At 58.0% G+C, this 18,804-nt stretch carries 17 protein-coding genes and 1 tRNA gene; 11 read left to right on the forward strand and 7 right to left on the reverse strand.

Going from position 1 to position 18,804, the window contains the following annotated elements:
- The first annotated feature begins 51 nt into the window (after positions 1–51).
- From trhO to PWM43_RS02345, 7 genes are all read left to right on the forward strand, one after another.
- Positions 52–873 (forward strand): oxygen-dependent tRNA uridine(34) hydroxylase TrhO, encoded by an 822-nt coding sequence (trhO, locus tag PWM43_RS02315; RefSeq protein ID WP_289840944.1) that lies wholly within the window; start codon positions 52–54, stop codon positions 871–873.
- A gap of 431 nt (positions 874–1,304) precedes the next feature.
- A complete protein-coding gene (locus PWM43_RS02320) occupies positions 1,305–4,577 on the forward strand; it encodes a TonB-dependent receptor domain-containing protein (RefSeq protein WP_289840945.1) in 3,273 nt (1,090 codons plus the stop codon).
- Between the two features lie 298 nt (positions 4,578–4,875).
- Positions 4,876–5,907 (forward strand): phospholipase C/P1 nuclease family protein, encoded by a 1,032-nt coding sequence (locus tag PWM43_RS02325; protein WP_289840946.1) that lies wholly within the window; start codon positions 4,876–4,878, stop codon positions 5,905–5,907.
- Positions 5,908–5,975: 68 nt separating this feature from the next.
- Positions 5,976–6,548 (forward strand): RNA polymerase sigma factor, encoded by a 573-nt coding sequence (locus PWM43_RS02330; protein ID WP_289840947.1) that lies wholly within the window; start codon positions 5,976–5,978, stop codon positions 6,546–6,548.
- A gap of 10 nt (positions 6,549–6,558) precedes the next feature.
- Positions 6,559–7,476, forward strand: a complete 918-nt coding sequence (locus PWM43_RS02335; protein WP_289840948.1) for a FecR family protein — start codon at positions 6,559–6,561, stop codon at positions 7,474–7,476.
- A gap of 111 nt (positions 7,477–7,587) precedes the next feature.
- On the forward strand, positions 7,588–10,566 hold the full coding sequence (locus PWM43_RS02340) for a TonB-dependent receptor (protein WP_289840949.1): 2,979 nt from the start codon (positions 7,588–7,590) through the stop codon (positions 10,564–10,566).
- Between the two features lie 4 nt (positions 10,567–10,570).
- Entirely contained in the window at positions 10,571–11,392 is an 822-nt protein-coding gene (locus PWM43_RS02345; protein ID WP_289840950.1) for a hypothetical protein, read from the forward strand.
- A gap of 499 nt (positions 11,393–11,891) precedes the next feature.
- Here PWM43_RS02345 and PWM43_RS02350 read toward each other — a convergent pair whose 3' ends face one another.
- From PWM43_RS02350 to PWM43_RS02380, 7 genes are all read right to left on the reverse strand, one after another.
- A complete protein-coding gene (locus tag PWM43_RS02350; protein ID WP_289840951.1) occupies positions 11,892–12,287 on the reverse strand; it encodes a hypothetical protein in 396 nt (131 codons plus the stop codon).
- 92 nt (positions 12,288–12,379) lie between these two features.
- Positions 12,380–12,465: transfer RNA gene (locus PWM43_RS02355), tRNA-Leu, on the reverse strand.
- A gap of 97 nt (positions 12,466–12,562) precedes the next feature.
- Positions 12,563–13,258 carry a M48 family metallopeptidase gene (locus tag PWM43_RS02360; RefSeq protein WP_289840952.1) on the reverse strand — a complete coding sequence of 232 codons (696 nt, stop codon included), beginning with the start codon at positions 13,256–13,258 and terminating at the stop codon, positions 12,563–12,565.
- Positions 13,255–13,764 carry a YcgN family cysteine cluster protein gene (locus tag PWM43_RS02365; RefSeq protein WP_289840953.1) on the reverse strand — a complete coding sequence of 170 codons (510 nt, stop codon included), beginning with the start codon at positions 13,762–13,764 and terminating at the stop codon, positions 13,255–13,257. The genes PWM43_RS02360 and PWM43_RS02365 overlap by 4 nt, the downstream gene beginning before the upstream one ends.
- Positions 13,765–13,824: 60 nt before the next feature.
- The gene (locus PWM43_RS02370) at positions 13,825–14,178 is read right to left on the reverse strand and encodes a hypothetical protein (RefSeq protein ID WP_289840954.1); all 354 of its coding nucleotides are present in this window, start codon (positions 14,176–14,178) and stop codon (positions 13,825–13,827) included.
- 44 nt (positions 14,179–14,222) lie between these two features.
- Positions 14,223–15,311: an extracellular solute-binding protein gene (locus PWM43_RS02375; protein WP_289840955.1), complete on the reverse strand. Its 1,089-nt coding sequence runs from the start codon at positions 15,309–15,311 to the stop codon at positions 14,223–14,225.
- Positions 15,312–15,327: 16 nt separating this feature from the next.
- Positions 15,328–16,416 carry an ABC transporter ATP-binding protein gene (locus tag PWM43_RS02380; protein ID WP_289840956.1) on the reverse strand — a complete coding sequence of 363 codons (1,089 nt, stop codon included), beginning with the start codon at positions 16,414–16,416 and terminating at the stop codon, positions 15,328–15,330.
- Positions 16,417–16,493: 77 nt separating this feature from the next.
- Here PWM43_RS02380 and PWM43_RS02385 point away from each other — a divergent pair, with 77 nt between their 5' ends.
- The 4 genes from PWM43_RS02385 (at position 16,494) to PWM43_RS02400 (ending at position 18,804) form a co-directional block, all read left to right on the forward strand.
- Positions 16,494–16,769 carry a hypothetical protein gene (locus tag PWM43_RS02385; RefSeq protein ID WP_289840957.1) on the forward strand — a complete coding sequence of 92 codons (276 nt, stop codon included), beginning with the start codon at positions 16,494–16,496 and terminating at the stop codon, positions 16,767–16,769.
- Positions 16,770–16,884: 115 nt separating this feature from the next.
- A complete protein-coding gene (locus PWM43_RS02390; protein WP_289840958.1) occupies positions 16,885–17,316 on the forward strand; it encodes a hypothetical protein in 432 nt (143 codons plus the stop codon).
- Between the two features lie 231 nt (positions 17,317–17,547).
- Complete coding sequence (locus PWM43_RS02395) at positions 17,548–17,742, forward strand: DUF1656 domain-containing protein (RefSeq protein WP_289840959.1); 195 nt, start codon at positions 17,548–17,550, stop codon at positions 17,740–17,742.
- Positions 17,743–17,892: 150 nt separating this feature from the next.
- Positions 17,893–18,804, forward strand: coding sequence for a biotin/lipoyl-binding protein (locus PWM43_RS02400; RefSeq protein ID WP_289840960.1), 912 nt, complete (start codon positions 17,893–17,895; stop codon positions 18,802–18,804).

The raw sequence follows: 18,804 nt of genomic DNA on the forward strand, positions 1-18,804 counted from the left end.
GAAGGGGCAATGGCTGACATGGCGGCTAAAAACCGTTAGGAGGCCTTCATCATGATTGCTCGTTCTTCCGTTCGCGTTGCCGCCCTTTATTGTTTTACGCGCTTCGAAGATCCCTCCTCGCTGCGCGATGCTCTTCTTGAGCGGTGTATCAGCGAGGGGGTGTACGGCACGCTTCTTCTCGCTCATGAGGGCATTAACGGGACGATCGCGGGCAGTGACGAAGGCATTGAACAGGTTCTGAACCTGGTCCGTGCGCTTCCGGGCTGCATGGACATCGAGGTCAAAGACTCCTGGACACAAACGCTGCCCTTCAAGCGCATGAAAGTGCGGCTCAAGCGTGAGATTGTCACGATGGGAGAGCCTGATATCGATCCTTTATCCGGCGTGGGCCATTATGTGTCCCCGGAAGACTGGAACACCTTGATCCGCGATCCTGACACCATCCTGATCGACACCCGCAATCACTACGAAGTCGAATTCGGTACGTTTCGGGGAGCCATTGACCCGCAGACTTCCCATTTTCGCGATTTTCCGGCCTGGTTTCGCGACAATCGCAAGCGCCTTCTCTCGGGACGCGTGGCACCGAAAATCGCGATGTTCTGCACGGGCGGAATTCGATGTGAAAAAGCAACGGCTTTCGTAAAATCTGAAGGCATTGGCGAAGTCTACCACCTCAAAGGCGGTATTCTGAATTATCTTGAGCGCATCCCGGCGGAGGAAAGCCGATGGGACGGTGAATGCTTCGTATTTGACGAACGTGTGAGCGTGACATACGGGGTTGTGAAGAGTGAGGACGTCCAGTCTGAGCATGACGGGCGACAGGCCGATGCCGATCTCCTGCCGGTGAAGGACGGTGAAGCGCCCCAAAGGTAAAGGGTAGCCTTCAAGGTGGGCGCTGTTTTTTTGTGCAGGCTATTTCACGCCTGTTGGCATAGCCGTTCGGTATCGTGACGGGGCAACGCGTTTTCCGGTCCATCAACACCCATGCCATAGGGTTTTTCTTTCTTACCCACGTGACAACACGATCGCTCACGCCACGCGCGTAAACTCATGTTTCGCGCGGGTCTATTCGGGTCGTAGATGCAAGAAATCCCTGCTCTCAACCTCTCCTTTCTTCGAAGATATCGGCACATGCATCCCGTTAAGCGCGGCTGTGTTGTCTACAACCTTTGGTTAACGGAAGTGCAACTATTTGTAATGGACAGAAAAACGCACACTCTGTCGAATGCGTAACGAAACGATCTTGTTTCATTCCGTTGCTCTATCTTTCCATAACGGTCCGCGCATATCAAAAATGAGGCATCATGGCTGAAGAAAACACTATCGGAAAGTATGGACGTCATCTCCGCAAGTGCTGTCCTGATCTGCTCCGGCTTTTCGCAGGTGTTTCCATCACCGTACTGACGGCCTTCCCATCGTATGCCCAGACCACGCAGGATCACGTCACGACGACCACGCCGGTCAAAAAGCACGTCGTGGCACGCAAATCCGCCAGAAAAACGCATGTGACGCCCCATGGCACCCCTTCTTCCGCCAGGCGTTCATCTCCTTCAAAAGCATCCCCGGCCAGCAGTATGCCTAGCGTGACGCAGGATCATGCGCAAAAAAGAGACGATCTTTATGGCGGTAAAAACGCAGATGCCATCGAGCAGGTGACCGTTACCGGCACACGGCTTTCGCAAACCCGCCTGACGAACGTCATGGCCGGAACGACGCTGGACGCGGATCAGTTGAAGGCGCGCGGCTACACCAATCTCGGCCTCGCGCTGCTGCGCGAAAATCCGGCCTTTTCGGTGCCCTCGAACAGCCAGATCGGCAGCCAGAACTCCTGGGGTGCGGGCCAGACCTTTACCGGGCTTCTCGCGCTGGGCGAGCAGCGCACGCTGACGCTCATCAACGGCATGCGCATGGTCGGTGGCGCCACGGCGTCGATCTACGGCGCGGGTACGGGTTCTCAGGTTGACGTGGGCACGATCCCGACCTCCCTGATCAAGAAGATCGACACCAAATACGGCGGCGCGGGCGCAGCCTATGGCGCCGATGCGGTCGCGGGTGTCGTGAACTACGAGCTGGACGATCATTTCACGGGCGTCGATTTCAGCGCGCAGGGTGACTGGACGCAAAAACTCGATGCACCGCAGGAAAAGATCTATTTCAAGGCGGGTACCACCTTCGATCACGGCAAAGGCGGCCTCGTCTTCGACGTCGAGTACCGCAACGCGGGCGGAATGGTTTATAATGATCGCCGCAACCTGATCGGCAGCAACTCCGAAACCTATCTCTGGCCCGCTCTGGACAGTACGTCGCCCTACTCTTACGTGCTGACGCGCAACGAGCGTTATATCCAGGTCAACGCGAGCGGCATCCCGCTGCTGAACGGCTATCAGAATCCCAGTCTCTACGGTGCCGCCCGCGGCGGCATCGCCGCTCCAGGCGGCGGCGCGCTTCAGTTCAGCAAGGATGGTAAAAGCCTCATTCCGATTACCGGAGCTCTTGTTCAGAGCAATTATTACGCCGCTGGCGGTAATGGTATGTCATTCGAGGACTATGACCAGCTTTTCACACCTTCCAGTTCGCTGAACCTGACCCATGTCGGTCACTATGACTTCAGTGACCACCTGCATGCGACATGGCAGGCCTGGTATCAACGTGGCGAAGCCAAGAGCACGATCAGTGACGGCTACTGGTCTTCGGCGATGTTCGATGCGCCGCTCAACATGGATAATTACCTCAACAGCAGCAACGTCAATGGCGCGCTCACCCTCAGGACGGACAATCCCTACCTGACGGATGCCGAGCGCAGCACGATCGTCAATGCCCTGGCGGCCAAAGGGCTTCCGACCGATCAGTTCTACATGGCGCGCGACACCCATGATCTGCGCGAAGGCATGTTCACCACGACCAATCAGATGTTCCGTTTCCAGGGCGGGCTGAATGGGGATTTCAATGCGGTCGGGCGTCATTTCGAGTGGAATGTGCGCGGCGAATACAGCCGCTACATGAACAGCACGGCGACCCCAATGGTTGTCACGCAGAACCTGATCAACGCGCTCGATGCCGTGAGGCTGCCCGATGGGTCGATCGGCTGTGCGCCGGGTGTCGTCAACTCGACGGCTCCGACCGTCAGCAAGACCTGTGCGCCCCTCAACCTGTTCGGTGAAAACCAAGCGTCGCCCGCCGCCATCGACTACACGACGGCGATCGCAAAGCCGAAAAACGCAAATTCGCAGCGAGACCTGCAGGCCGAGATCCATAGCACGGTGGTCCATTTGCCCGCGGGCGACGTACGCTGGGATATCGGCTACGAGCATCGTCGCGAGGCCTATAACTTCGACAGCGGTGCGGCCCTGCGCGGCGAGCAACTCGCTGACGGTTCCTACCGCCAGTATGGCGACGATATCCCGATCCCCAATACGGGCGGCGCGTATCACACGCATGAGGTCTTCGGCGAGCTGGATGTCCCGCTGATCTCGCCAAACATGCACATGCCCGCAGCCTACAGCCTCTCAGCGACCGCGAACGGGCGCTATATCAACAACAACATGGCCGGCGGCTACTGGACCTACATGTTCGGTGGTGCGTGGTGGCCGACGCAGGATTTCGGTTTCAGCGGCAACTACGCCCGCTCCGTGCGTAATCCGTCCGTCACGGAATTGTTCGCCCCGAAAAGCCGCGTTGCCAACATGGCCAGCGATCCATGTTCGCAGGAAGATCTGGCCAACGGTCCCGATCCGGCCACCCGTCAGGCAAACTGCGCCAGGGAAGGCATCCCGAGCAATTTCGAATCCAACATTGTCAATTACACCGTATTCGGCACCAATGGAGGCAATCCCCATCTGAAGAACGAAGTCTCAACGAGTTACACCGGATCGGCGCATTTCGTCCCGCGCTTCGTGCCCGGGCTTCAGCTCGACGCGTCTTTCGTCGATGTGAAGATTTCCAATGAGATCACCTCGCTGGGGATCAGCTCCATCATGGCGGCATGCTACGATTCGAAAGATTTTCCCAACGCCTACTGCAATCTCTTCACACGTGACGCTGATCATCAGGTGACGAGTTACGAAGAAGGCTATGTGAACATTGCGGGCCAGCACATGCAGGCGCTGGAGGCCGCACTGAATTACAATCTGCCGCTACGTCGCATCAATGCCGCCTGGCGCGATTTTGGAGAGTTCAACCTTTCGGTCAACTACAACCATTACGTCAAGAATACGACGAGCTATCTCGGAACATCCTATCAGGGATTTGGCGGCACGGGTCAGCCTCAGGACTCGTTTACGGCCAACCTCAACTACATGCGCGGTCCGCTGACGTTGCAGTGGCAGACGATCTATTATGGTCCGTCCCAGTTCGGCGTGCAGGCCGGGAAATACGCGCAAAATTATAACGATCGTCCGGATTTCGCCTATTTCAATGCGACGATCGGATACAGAATTACGAAAAACTTCGACGTCAACTTCATGATTAACAATGCGACAAACGCCGTCCCCAGATATGCGGGCACGACGAGCCTCGGACGATATTATGACGCGATGCTCGGACGCGCGTTCCAGCTTCAGCTTGGCGCGCACTTCTGATCGAATTCAAAATATCCCATATATTTTCTTGTTGCGTCGGTTTTCTCTCGTGTCGTGAAAATATTCTGTAACACGACGCGAGACCGCCAGTAGTCCAGACTATCATATGTCACGACCGGAGCCGCGCTCTTTCTCGGCGCTGTCGCAGGCGCGCCGGCGGGATTTCACGGAGCGAAGCCAGTCTCATAGCTGTCGGCATGTGCGAGATCGGAGCAACGATCATCAAACCGTCACACACACGGAGCCAAACGCTTCTTACAAGACCTTTCCGCAAACCGTCCGATCGGATCCTCTTCCCGTGCTGTTACTCAGACTGCTATTTTCTGTTGCACTGAGCGCTTACGCACTCGTCCCGCTCAAGGTTTATGCCTGGGGAGAGAAGGCACATTCCGTCATCGACCGAACGGCGATCGACGCTCTTCCGGAGGACGGTCCGAACTATCTGAAAAGGCAGATCTCGCTCATCGCGGACTCCGCCAGCGTGCCGGATAGCTGGCGGGGCTCGAGCGAGCCGTTTTCCAAGATGACCGAAGACCCCAATCATGGCTGGTTTCGTGAACAGTTCTCCTTTCTGAAAACGATTCCCCGCTCGCGGATCGAGTTCATTCTTGCTTTGTATGACGAGCATCAACGGCTCGCACGCCTCGGATCGCCCGAAGCGAAAAGAATGAACGTTCGTTGGACTGGCACCCTGCCTTATGCCGTGGTCGAAGGCTATGAGCATCTCGTCGCGGACATGCGCTTGATTCGCGCGCAGGAGGCCGCGGGACACGATTCCTCGGCCCTTCAGATCGATACCGCGTTCATGGTCGCGTGGATGGGACATTATGTCGGGGACGGATCGCAACCGCTGCATGTGACGATCCATCACGATGGTTGGGTCGGTCCCAATCCGCGAAATTACACGCGCGATCATGAAGTCCACGGCCGCTTCGAGTCCGATTATGTCGAAATGATCAATCTGACGGAGCAGGACGTACAGCAGCATCTCACCCCGATCGGACACCAGAATGGAGACGTCTTCGATCTCGTTCTTGCGTATCTCGCCCAGTCGCATCGTGACGTGGAAACGGTCTATGCGCTCGATCAGTCAGGAGCGCTGAAAGACCCGCAAAACAAACAGGCGCGCCAGCTGGTATACGAACGCACAGCGGCCGCCGCATCCATGCTGCGCGACCTTGTCTACCGAGCGTGGCGGGAGAGTGCATTGCCCTCTCGGACGGCCGGGCAACCCAATCCCGCCGACCCTGAGAGCCCCGGATACGATTCCGCAGCCGGGACAGTGCCCGCCGCGCGCTCCCCCATCCTCCTGCCGTTACCGGCTCGCTAAAGCCGGTTCGGTCCGCGGCAGACTTACCCAGTCTGCCATGAGGTCAATTTTTTGGAGCGGTGTCAGTCTTGGATTTTCATTGCGATGACAGGATCGTCTGGATTTCACAGCAGATCCTGCCTCATGAGCCGGATGTGCGCCGGTGGCTGCGCGCCTTTCGTGATATCGACACCGACGACGTCATTCAGGAATGCTACGCCGCTCTTCTCGACGTCGAGGTTGCGTCGGTGAGGGCGCCCAGAGCCTATTTCTTTCGCATCGCCCGAAATGTGGTCTTGCAACAGTACCGTCGGGCAAAAGTCGTCTCCATCACGGCCCTGACCGAGTTCGAAATCCACGATGTCGTGGATGATGCTCCCTGTGCTCACCGCACGATTGAAGCACGGCAGGAACTCGAACGACTTCATCGCATGGTGCAGAACCTTCCCGAACGCTGCCGTCAGGTCCTGCTGCTGAGAAAGCTCGAAGGGCTCTCGCAACGCCAGGTTTCCGAACGGCTTGGAATTTCGGAAAGCATCGTCGAAAAGCAGGTCGCCCGTGGATTGCGTGCGCTCAACCGACTGTTCTCCGACGAGCGACCGATAGTCCCGGAGGCACGCTATTTCCCTCTGGAGAAGGTTACGACGTACGTTGAGTCATGATGACGCGAGCATGAGCTCGATTGATACGATTGCCTTCGATTGGGTCGCGCGCCTCGATAATGCCCCTCTGGATATCTCCGATGCCGTCGCACTTCAGCACTGGCTCGGGAGTGACGTTCGACATCGCGGGGCCTTCGCGCGCGCGCAGAGCATCTGGATGTCAGCAGGTCGAGTAGCCGCGCTGCGAGGCATGCCGATTCATGTTCCTACGCAGGCCCGCGCCCCTTCGAGGCGCGCGTTCCTGCGCGGGGCCGTGGCTGCCGGGATGGCGGGCGCCGCTCTGATCCCGCGTCGCTTCGCGGACGCCTCGGAGATCTATCATGCGGACTCGGGTCTCATGCGTCTCTCGCAGCCGGAATGCGGCGAAATCATTCTCGACCAGGGGGCCACCCTGCGCGTACGCCGCCGCATCGGTCCTCCTGCGTTCGACCTGCTCGCAGGACGAATGAGCCTGACAGCCGCTCGTGTTGCGCTCCCTGTCAACATGGACGGTCTCTTCGTGGAACTACAGCCATCCAGCAGGCTGATCGCGCACGCGACCGGGACCGAGAGCGACGCTCTCGTTCTGCAGGGGCGCGCCGTGAGCCGCTGTGCGCACGAACGGATGGACCGCGTCCTCCATGCCCGGGACTGGATCCGAACACGGCTCAATACCGTAACCGTCACAACCTTGTGCGATGATGACATCGAGAGCGCCGCGGCATGGAGCCGGGGCAAGCTCGAGTTCCAGTCCGTCGATGTCGCGGATGCCGTATACCAGATGAACCGCTACAATGCCCGCAAGATCATCCTGAACAATGCCTCCTGCGCGCATCGGAAAATCAGCGGCATTTTCACCCAGAACGATCCAGTCGGCTTTGCGCGCGTCCTCAGCGAGATATTTGCCACACGACTGAGTGTTTCCGCGGAAAATATTACCGTATCGTGACCATCCCCGTGAGGCCGCGTCGCAATAAAAGCTTCATACAGACATAATGGCGGATTTTTCGATCTTTGACATCGTTTAAACGAACGTAGCCGAACGGGGATCGAACCTGCTGTGTCTTGCTTTATCAATCGTGCACGATTGTTTTCCGCTCTTGCTTTCTCGACAACCTGTCTCGCAAGCGGCTTTGCAACCCAGGCTGCGCTTGCGCAGTCGACCGTTTTCAATATCGGCCGCATGCCGATCTCGCGCGCGATCGTCGCATACGGTCGCCAGGCGAATATGCAGATCATTCTTGCCGATCCTGTTCGCAAATCCATCATCGGAAATGCCGTTCAGGGAAGCATGAGCAGTCAAGCCGCCCTCGACAAACTTCTGGACGGTACAGGGCTTGAGGTCACCTCGGTTCATGATCGGCTGATTGTCATCGGTCTTCGCAAGGCAGCCACGGCCCCTGACGGCAAAAAAACATCCGTCCGTAAGCTCGCACGTGAAGCGCCCGTCAGCGAGAACGTCAAAGTGACAGGACTCCGGGACAACACTTCGACCAAACGCTACTCGTCCCAGATGATAGATACGCTGAGCGCGGCCCAGATGCGCACGGCACCCGACCTGAGCGTTGTCGAGGCGGCCCGCCGTATCGTCGGTATTTCGGTCATGCCGAGCACGGACGACAATCGCTCCGACAATAACATTGAAAATATCACAATCCGTGGTCTCAATAACTCTTACAACCTCATCACCATAGACGGCGCCCAGCTCGCCAGCGCGAACAATACCTATCGCGGCGCAAGGCTCGATCTGATCCCGTCGTCAATGCTTGGCGAGCTTCAGGTTCTCAAAACCGTCGACGCCTATAACGATCCGCAGGGCGTGGGCGGCCAGGTCAACATGGTGACGAAAAGCGCTTTCGACTACGGCAATAGTTTCGATACCCAGCTTCTTGGCGGCTGGAACAATCTTGCCGGCAGCGTCGTCCAGCCCAGGCACGAAAACTGGCGCGTCGATGGTGCCCTGACGCGTGTGTTCGGAAAGAACAAGGAATTCGGTTTCGTTCTTTCCGGCAACTATCAGGAGCTGTACTCCGCTTCTCACGCGATCCTTCCCGGCGATTCAACGGGCGACGGCTGGAATTACTACAGTGCATCGGGAACGTCTGTAGGATCACCGACCAATACCGACGCGCAGGCTGCGAAGGGGAGCGCGGTTCCAGTCCGTTCCCAGGATTATGCCTTCGATGACGCTTATCGACGCTACAGCCTGACCGGAAAATTCCAGTATCGCCCGTCGCAGCGCTTTGATCTCTCGGTTTTCGGCGGCTATTTCCATACGCGCGATGAAGAGACACGCAATGAAGCCCTCTCGCTGCCTGCGGGCACGTGGACGCAAGGCGCATCTCCCGGCACGGGTTCGGTGACGACGGGTCAGTATCAGTTCGGGATCACTCAGCAACCCGAGACGCAGAGAACATGGTTCGTCAATGGCAAGATCCATTACGATATCAACGATCGGATGCATCTGAACTTTCTCGCGTCGGACTCCATTGCCTGGGACGACAGCGCTCGGACCATGATCAAGTACAATACCGGGATGAACGAAAATACGAACAAGACAACAAACCAGGCCGCTTATGGGTATAACTATTTCATAAACAACGGGGCCCCGGTCATCTCTCTGAACGACCTCTCTTCAGCCAACGACGCCGACAACTATAATCCTCGTTACTGGAGATTTTACGACTTCCGCGTTAAAAATGACGTTCGGTTTCTCCGGGGTGACTGGCGGTGGGATGTCGGACATGGCTTCTGGCTGAATGCGGGCGTCACCCAGACGATGACGCATGTCGACAACAGTGAAACCTACAATCAGTGGATTCCCAAAAATGCTGCGACGGCCGCGGAAATCGGGAATATGGACCAGGTCACCGCAAGCAAGATCCTGACGATGGAATCCGCCCCAGGGCTGAAGTATTTTACGCTTGATTATCAGAAATCACTGGACAAGCTTCTGAACAACAAGTCTCTCTTCAAGTCGACCAACACGCTCTCGACGACAAAACCCGCTTACTATCACCTCCAGGAGTCGATTACCGCCGCTTACTTTCAGACTGGCTGGCACAATCGTTACGTCTCGCTTCAGGGTGGTTTTCGGTGGGATCACACGCGTGCCGACATCGGCAACTTTAACGGTGTGACGAATGGCAGCACGACCGATTACGAATTCCAGGCGCGGGATGCCGGTTACGATTATCTTCTCCCATCCGTTCTTGCCTCCTTCAACATATCTCCCAAAATGAAGCTGCGCGCAGCTTTCACGGAAACCGTCGGTCGTCCGAATTACGGCGATTACGGCGCGGCGACGAGCACCACGTTCGACGGTGCCACGGTCAATATTTCCCAAGGGAACCCGAACCTCAAGCCGCGTCATTCCTGGAATTACGACCTTTCATACGAATGGTATCCCCAGAAGGACACGATGTTGACCGTGGGGATCTTCTACAAAGATATTCACGACGAAATTTATACCCGTACGTCGTATGGAAGCGTCATGATGGACGGGGCCAATTACGCGGCGGTTATCTCCGAACCGCTCAATGCTTCGGGCGCGGGTCTGCGTGGCGTCGAGATGCAACTCATGCGTCAGCGCTTTGGCTTTCTGCCCGGTATTCTGAAAAACTTCGGCATTTCCTTCAACGCGACCTTCCTTCAGGGTTTCTATGAAGAAGCCATGGACGATGGCTCGCAGCGCAGGGTGAACGGTCTCTCGAACCAGCCGTCACACATCTACAATGCCTCGCTATTCTATGCCGACAAGCGCCTCGAGGCCCGTGTCGCTTATAACCGGATCGGAAAATCGCTCTACTCCACATCTGGAACGGCAAGCTGGCAGGACATGTGGTTTCAGGAACGCGGCCAGCTTGATCTTCAAGTCAGCTACCGCTTCTTCAAATGGCTTTCCGCGACCGGGCAGGTCCAGAACCTGACCGACGCGGGTTTTGAGACCCGCATGGGCCCCCATCAGGATTTGATTCAGGACAGTCATCCCGCCGGACGTAGCGTCTGGTTCGGCCTCCGCTTCCAGCCGGATTTCTGATTTTATGAAAACGTTTTTTTACTCGCTTTTTGCGCTCATGCTTGCGGCGCCCGTCCTCGCACCTGCACTTTGCCGAGCCGCGTCTCCGACACTGGGTGACGCAAAGATCGTGCGCGTCATATCCGCGCATGAGGCGACACAGGGTGTCGCCAACGACCCCCAGTTTCTTTACGCGATTGAAAACAGTACGATCGGCAAATATGACCGCAAGACCGGCGAACGCGTCGGATTATGGTCGGGCGACCCCGCTGTCTTTATTCATATCAACAGTTGCGAAACACACGGGACCGAACTGGTCTGCGCGATGTCGAACTACCCGAATGTGCCGATGTGGAGTTCGGTCGAATGGTTCGACACGAAGACCATGCGCCACCTCCGCAGCCATAGCTTCGGTCCTGGACGCGGATCGCTGACATGGGTCGACTGGCATGACGGAAGCTGGTGGACGTGTTTTGCAAATTATGACGGTGACGGCGGTGAACCGCCGCGCGACCATCGCTCCACACTGCTTGTGCGGATGGATTCGCATTTCATCCCGCTACAGCAATGGTTGTTCCCCGAAGACGTTCTCCAAAGCTTTGGTCATCACAGTGCGTCAGGCGGGCATTGGGGCAAAGATGGACGTCTCTACGTGACCGGGCATGATGCGCCTGAACTCTATGTCCTGACTCTCCCGGAGGCGGGCGGTCGCCTCGTTCATGTCGGTACCTACACACTTCCGACGCATGGACAGGCGTTCGACTGGGATGCGATATCCGACAACCATCTGTGGACGATCGACCGGAAAAAGACGACTCTTGTGGAGAGCACGCTGACGACGCCATGAACAGAGGCGATGTTTTCGCACGAAATGCGTGACGATAAGACTGCAGCCGTTTGCAATGTATGCGTCGCTCAACGGACGACGGATGTGCCACGACGTCCAGAGATTCCCGAACCAATCACGCTTCATCGGAAAATACAGACTGCATTCTGCTCATCACAATGAGTCACGCAGTCTTGCCAGTCTTTCGAGACCCGACAGGCCCTAGGGGCGCATGCCGCGCCGGCAGGTGGCTACACCATCCTGCGCGTGGGTGGATCGTGACAGAGCACCAAGCAGGAGTAGACAAGCGATAAGCCGTTTCACGATTTTCCCGGACAAAGACGTGATGTCGGCGTAGCCGTAGCGTGCGGCATTCTGACGCGGATATGTGAAGACTTCCATGCGTCCTCGGGGCAGGGACGGGCCAGAAGGCAAGGAATGCCATCAATCTCATGGATATCTTCGTTTTACAGTGTCGCGATTTCGGCCGGATGCATGCCTGTATAGGCCGCGACGATGGTCACGGCGGGTAGATCTCCAAAGTAACCGTACACTCCAGGCATGGCACAACGCCCATATGCAGGAGCGTCTCGTGGAGGTGACCGACCTCTTTCTCTAAAGTCCTCTTCTCGGCATCACGGACAATCGCGACCGTAGCAGCCTTGCGAAGGCTCGTCAGGAGTTTGTCCTGAAAAGAGGTGGACACAGCAATCACCTCATTAATGCTCGTGCTGAGCCGCCGAACATTTTCATAATGCGCTATGACCTCGTTGTGTCTGATGCGCTCCACTGTTTCCAGCACCTCCTTGTAGCCCTCTAAGATGTTTTCATAGGCCTCCATGGGGCTGGAGAAGCGTGCGAACTCGGCGAGGATGGCGCGACGGAAGTGATACCGAGTGCCGACGAGGGCAAGCATGATTCTTCTCCGATTTTGGAGAAGGGCTACGGGAGAAAACCCGCACATGACGGATCACCTCAACACATCGTCAATGAAATCAATTATTTACGTGGTGCGAGCTGCGGGACTCGAACCCGCACGCCCTTGCGGACTCGAGATTTTAAGTCTCGTGCGTCTACCATTCCGCCAAGCTCGCACGAAGCGTCGTCTACCATTCGTGTCTGGAAAGGAAAATCCCCGGCTCGTATCTTTTGGACGTAATAGAGGTTCACGACGGCAACAATTTTTGCTTCTCAAGGGCGCCCAATACTCAGTATCCGACTGCCGTGAACTTTGAGCCAGTTCTCGGCCTCGGCGCGATCGGGATAATAACGGTCGACTACCTGCCAGAATGCGGGGCTATGGTTGAGGTGAACCAGATGCGCGAGTTCGTGGACGATCACGTAGTCCCGCATCGCGATGGGCACCATGAGCAGACGCCAGTTCAGCATGACACGACCTTGATGCGAGCAACTCCCCCAGCGAGAACGCACATCACGAAGAGCAATCTGTCTGGGAGCCAGCTTCATGATGGCCGCCCATCGTCGAACGGCGGTGGGAAGGCGGGTTTGAGCCTCCTGATGCATAAACACCATGACGCGGCGTGGGAGAAACTCGACCTCCCCGCTGACATAAAGGATCTTGTCTTCACGCCAGGTGCCTCGCCGGGCGTCCGGGGCATGGCGGACGGTCAGTTCCACGTCCTCGAAGGGGATTGTGGAGCCGTCGCCAAGGGGCGTTGCGGGGATTTGTTTCGCGAGGGCTCGATGTACCCAGTCTTTGTTTTTTTCGAGCCAGACGAGCGCCGTTTGCTGTGTTGCGCCTTCCGGCAGCGTAATCAGGACTTCCTGTCGCGCGCCGTCGACCTTCAAAGAGAGACGGCGCGCGCGCGTGGAGCGCCGCCAGCGGAGTTTGAATGGTGGTTCGACACCCTGTCTGAACGGGTTCACGGTTTCCGGCGTATGTGCGTTTTCGGTCTTTTCCCAGGGGACGGCGCGTTTATCGCGGGTGTCGGCCAGGAGTTCGGCCAGTCTACGACATAATTTTCGAGATTGCCCGCACGACGTTCGCTGATGATGCGGCCTCCAGCCGAGGCGCCTGATGTGTGCACGCTTTCCGTGGTTCCCGAAATCAGAGGATGCCATTCTGGCAGATCGTGACCGTCGCGTAAAAGAACGTAAGCGCAGCTCACGGGTAACCAGTCTATCTCCGAAAGCAGTTCAGGTGTGAGAGATACGCAGTCGGGCACCTTGCGAAATCGTCCAGGATAATCCGTACACTGGCATGTTTGTATGTCGAGCAGCCGACACGCGACGTTCGTATAATGGAGCGCTTCGTTGTCTTCGTCGCGAAGCTTGTGCAGACAGCATCTTCCGCAGCCGTCACATAGGGATTCCCATTCCGCCCGTGTCATTTCGCCGAGCGTCTTTGTTTTCCAGAAGGGCGTTTCAGTCATCGGCTGTGATGTGCGGGGCATCAGCCCGAGATGCAAGGGAGGCATGCGCGTCGGATGGCATCATAAGCGCCATGCACAGGAGAGGCTGATCAGGATTGCGAGAGCGATTGTGCTGGCAAGAGGCCATCCGAGCAAGGGCAACCACAAGGTCCTGAAACGTTGGGAGCGCGTGGCACCAAGGCCAGCGGCGGTGCGGGCGAGATCAGGTTGAATGCGGAGCGCCCTTGCGCCGAAGGGAAGCAGAACCGCGGGCGCGATGCTCGCTCCCTGAAGAAAGGAGAGCAGGGGGGTGAGGGGCAACATCTGGGAAAACCAGATCGCAAGGGCAAGGCCGGGAAGGAGCAGAAGCAGCGTGAGGTTACGCAACGCGCTTTTCCATCCAAGCGCATTCATGCCTAATGCCACCAGGCTCATGCAGACTATTCCGCCATAACACCAGATCAGATGTTGCAGAACAATCATCCCGGAGCGTTGATCCAGGCTTGAAACCGCTTTTGCAGCGCATCTCCGTTAACGCTCCAGAAAGCATCATCCATGGTCAGCGCATGGGTTTCGGCTATGCCCGGATCATGGGGCTCATCGTGATGAGGGCGCAGTTCGCGAAGCATGCTGACGACCGGAGCTGCGATGTCCGCCGGTACATTCTGGGGAATGGCCCATGAGATATTCTGACGCAAAGTTTGTGACCAGCGGGGGGAGAAAGCGGATTTGCGCTGTGCCACTGTTACGGAATCGGCTGGTGCGCTGGTGATGAGAGCCGCGCCGGTCAGCATGATGCGGGCGGCATCGTCTGGCGTACGCCACCACACAATATAGGGGCGAAGCTGGTCGAGCTTCCGAAAGGCCCGGTCAACGCCATCCGGGGTGGACAGCGTTGTGTAAACGGCTTCGGGAGCGACGCCGTCGGCAAGTAAAGCGATTTCGAGAGTCGTGCGCGGATCCATACGCAGCCCCCGTTTGCCTGGATGGCGCGCGATATCCCACAATGTACTCCAGTCGGGTACGAAGCCCGCCGACAGACGCGCCGTATCCCATGCCAACACCGTACTTATGTGGCCGCCATCGATGCCGCACGAGGACTCCGTCTGATCGGGTGTGCCGCTGGCGGGGGCCGGTAGCGGCAGGACGAGGCCATCCCGACAGGCCACGCGAAGTGTCTGGTCATCAAGCATCACGGCCGACCATTCAGGGCGACGAAGCTGGTTTTTGCGGCGCAACGTCTCGAGCTGACCGTCCCAATCTTTCAGAACGAAGGGCTGGTCGGGGGTAGCGAGCGCATTGGCTTCGATGACTTGAGCCAGGACCGCCAAAACAGGTTCGCGTGTCTGCGCCTTTGACGATCCGGCAACATGGGATCTGTTGATGTGGCGCGCATGTCCTCGATACGAAGTGGCATGTCCCCCATGCATCGTATTGTGGATCCCTGCGATGCTCAGGCCAAGAAGAACCAGCGACGCCGCGACAGCCCGACGCTTGCGTTTGGAGGTTTTCAGCGGGAGCCGGGGGAGCGGTCCTGTTCTGTGCTGATGGGGGATGGGCCGCGACATCTCGGCAGCTATACCGTTAATCCAGCGGGAACGCCACGGCCTGCGCGGCTGGCCACGCCAGCTGGAGGCGAGCGCCTTGCGACAGGGCGCGCAAATTCTGCATGGGAGGGCGGCGGAGCTCCATGTCTGTTCCGTCTGCCAGGCGCACGCGCATGCGGATATGATCGCCCATATGGATGATGTCCTGCAACGTCGCGGTGAGGGGGACATCCTCATCGGGATCCGCGACGAAAGCCGTTCCGAAATGCGGTGCGATCCGGTCCGGTCGTATGCAAACGACACATGGCGAGTTTGCCTCGAGAGTTTCGGAGCCCACGGCCTCGACGTCCGCGCCCGCTGACAGGCGAATGCGGGCGATATCGTCCTGGATGTCGACCACATGCCCGGTCAGGCGGTTCGCTTCTCCAAACCGGACGGCGACGCCGGCTGCCGTCGGTCGGTCGAGAAGAATGTCGGCCCTGTCGCATTGCAGGACGCGCCCCCCTTCCATCACGGCGATCCGGCTGCCGAGCAGAAGCGCCTCGCCGCGTTCGCAGGTCGTGCTGATCGAGGTGAGATCGAGCGCGCGGGTCAGGGTGCCAATCAGGGCCGCTACCCGACGGCGCCCTCCTGCATCCAGAGCATGAAGCGGATCGTCGAAAAGGAGCAGGTCCGGCGCATAGGCGAGCAGTCGCGCCAGACGGGCGCGGAAAGCTTCCTCGACGCTCAGTTGGGCGGGCTTTTTGAGCGCGGCGGCCTCCATGCGCACCATGGCCAGCATGCGCTGCGACATCGCGGCCACTTCGGAACGAGAGGCGCGCCGGACACGCAGGGGGAAAGCAACGTTCTCATGAACTGTCATATGTGAAAACAAAGGGTCACGGGAGCCCAGCAGACCGATACGCCTCCGTTCGGCGGGCATGGCCGTCACGTCGCTTCCGTCCATCGTGACACGACCGAGCAGAGGCGTCGCGTGCCCGCTGATGACGTCCAGCAGTCGCGAGAGATAGGCCCCATCATCTCCGAAGAGGGCGACATGTTCGCCCCGTCTGACAAGCAGACTGACATCAGGGCCGCGATTCGCGATCATGAGGGACGAGAGTTGGAGTAGCGGCGCGGCGGCCATGGAACCTCGATGGTCAGCTTGGCGTTGATGAAGTATTGAAACAGAAGCGGCGTCTGGCCGCCAATGGAGAAAATAAAATGAGTCACGAGATCAGAAAGACGGTGGATAGCGCGACCAAGTCGACACAGGAACAACTCGACACGCTGCGTTCGCAGATTGAGCAGCTTCTGAGCCATCACATCAACCCGGCGCTGCTTGATGCGGCAGATCGAGCCGACTACGCTGTCGCGACGGCGAAAGAGATCAGCGACAAGCAGGTCAAGAATGTCTCGACGAAAGTCCGCTCGCAGCCGATCGCCGCGATTCTGATTTCCAGTCTCGTGGGTTTTATCGCCGGTCGGCTGTCCAAATAACACACTAGACGTGTAGTGTGCGGTCCCGACGAGCAACAATCGGGCCGCCACGAGGACCTGTCCTTTTTTGAGGACAGGTCACCGGTCGCCCGCAGGATAAGGGTTTGCACCGGTTATGAAGGTCTTGGAACTCGGACAGGAAACGCTTGAAGCGCAAGGGCAGGTCATGCAGCGGCAGGCGCTGCGCATTGCCCGGCGGGTCGCCTACGGTGTCATCGCCGCCATATTCGGTCTTTTCGCGTTGATATCCCTGCATGGTTTCATGTGGGCGTTCGCGTTGGATATTTTCCATTTTTCCGCGCTGGGCGCTGCGAGTGTCGTGCTTGGAATCGATGTCCTGCTTGTGATCATCTTCGGTCTGCTGGCGGCACGCCATGTTCCCGATGTGATGGAATTTGAAGCGCGCGTCCGTCGTGACCGGAAGTTCGCGGAATTCAAGCAGGCTCTCGCGTTTTCGACGCTGACCGGCATTCTGCTCGGCCCGCTTGGGCGTTTCGCCGGAAAGAAGGCTGCGGGCGGACTTCGCAATATTTTCACCCGCCGGTAAGCTAATCTTTAAAATTAAGCGTGGTAAAAGCGCTCCTGCGTGACTGGTCACGCAGGAGCGCTTGCATTAAGAGCCTATGACAGTCGACAGGCGCTTCAAGTCCTGAATCGTCGACGATCGATCCGGAAAGGACATGCAGAGCAACTCGCCCCCAGAAACCGACATGCCCCGCGAAACTGTTTTTATGACAGTCGCCCATGGATCGGATGTCGCTGATGAAGAGGGGCAGGCATGCTGAGCGAATTCAATTTGTTCGGCGTTCTGATCGCTCCGATCGTCGTCTATGCCATAGCGGCCATTCCCGCGACCCTGCTGCTGCGCTTTCTCTTCTGGCGTACCGGGGCGATCGAATGGTTCTGGCATGTCGCGCTGTTTGAAGTGGCGTTGTATGTCAGCGTCCTCTGCCTGTTGATTCTCTATGTATGATGGCGTCGAGAGCATGACCGTTGCTTTCCGTCCGCTTTTTTCGGACTGCTTCAGTGCGGCTTCCACCAACCGTTCCGTCGTGTCGTTCGCTGATATCCGGAATCGCGTTTCCTTCAACATCACGAATTCCATAGGCTGGAGGTCGCTTCCGTGCTTCTGACCCGCACGCTGATCCGGATTGTTCTGACACTGGCTGTTGTCGGGATCGCCGTCCTTCTCGGTTATACCCTGTGGGAAACCTACATGATCGCGCCATGGACGCGCGACGGTCGCGTGCGTGTCTACGTCGTCGATGCCGCGCCCGAAGTGTCGGGCACGGTTGTCAGCGTGCCCGTTCACGACAATGATTTCGTCCATCGCGGCGATCCGCTCTTCGTCGTCGATCCGTTGCGCTTCCGTCTGGCGATCCGCGAAGCCGAGGCCCGTCTCGCGAGCACCGAGGAAGACCTCAAGCTGCGTCGTAACGACGCGCGCCGCCGCATGGGCCTGAATGGCATCGTGTCGGCGGAAGAACAGGAAATCTACAATTCGAACGTGGAGACGCAGGTCGACGCCGTGAACGCGGCGAAAGCGGCGCTCGATGTCGCCAAGCTGAACCTGCAGCGCTCGATCGTCTATTCGCCGGTCGAAGGTTACGTCACCAACCTCAATCTGCGCGTGGGTGATTATGCCCATGCCGGCGAGGCTCGTATGGCGGTCATCGATTCCAACAGCTTCTGGGTCTATGGCTACTTCGAGGAAACGAAGATGTGGGGCATCCATGTCGGCGACGTGGCCCGCATCAAGCTGATGGGCTACCGGCAGATTCTCCCGGCCCATGTGATTTCGATCGCGCGCGGCATCAACGACCAGAATGGCGTCGGCGACAAGCTCGGCCTGCAGGACGTCAACCCGATCTTCACATGGGTGCGTCTGGCGCAGCGTATTCCGGTCCGGCTGCATATCGACCGACTGCCGCCTGACGTCATCCTGGCTGCGGGCATGACCTGCACGGTGACTGTCGGCGCCCCGGCCCAGGGTCAGCGCGGACGCCTGACGACCTGGCTCCAGAATCACCTCTGA

It is taken from the genome of Brytella acorum (assembly GCF_029309905.1).
Classification (GTDB): Bacteria; Pseudomonadota; Alphaproteobacteria; order Acetobacterales; family Acetobacteraceae; genus Brytella; species Brytella acorum.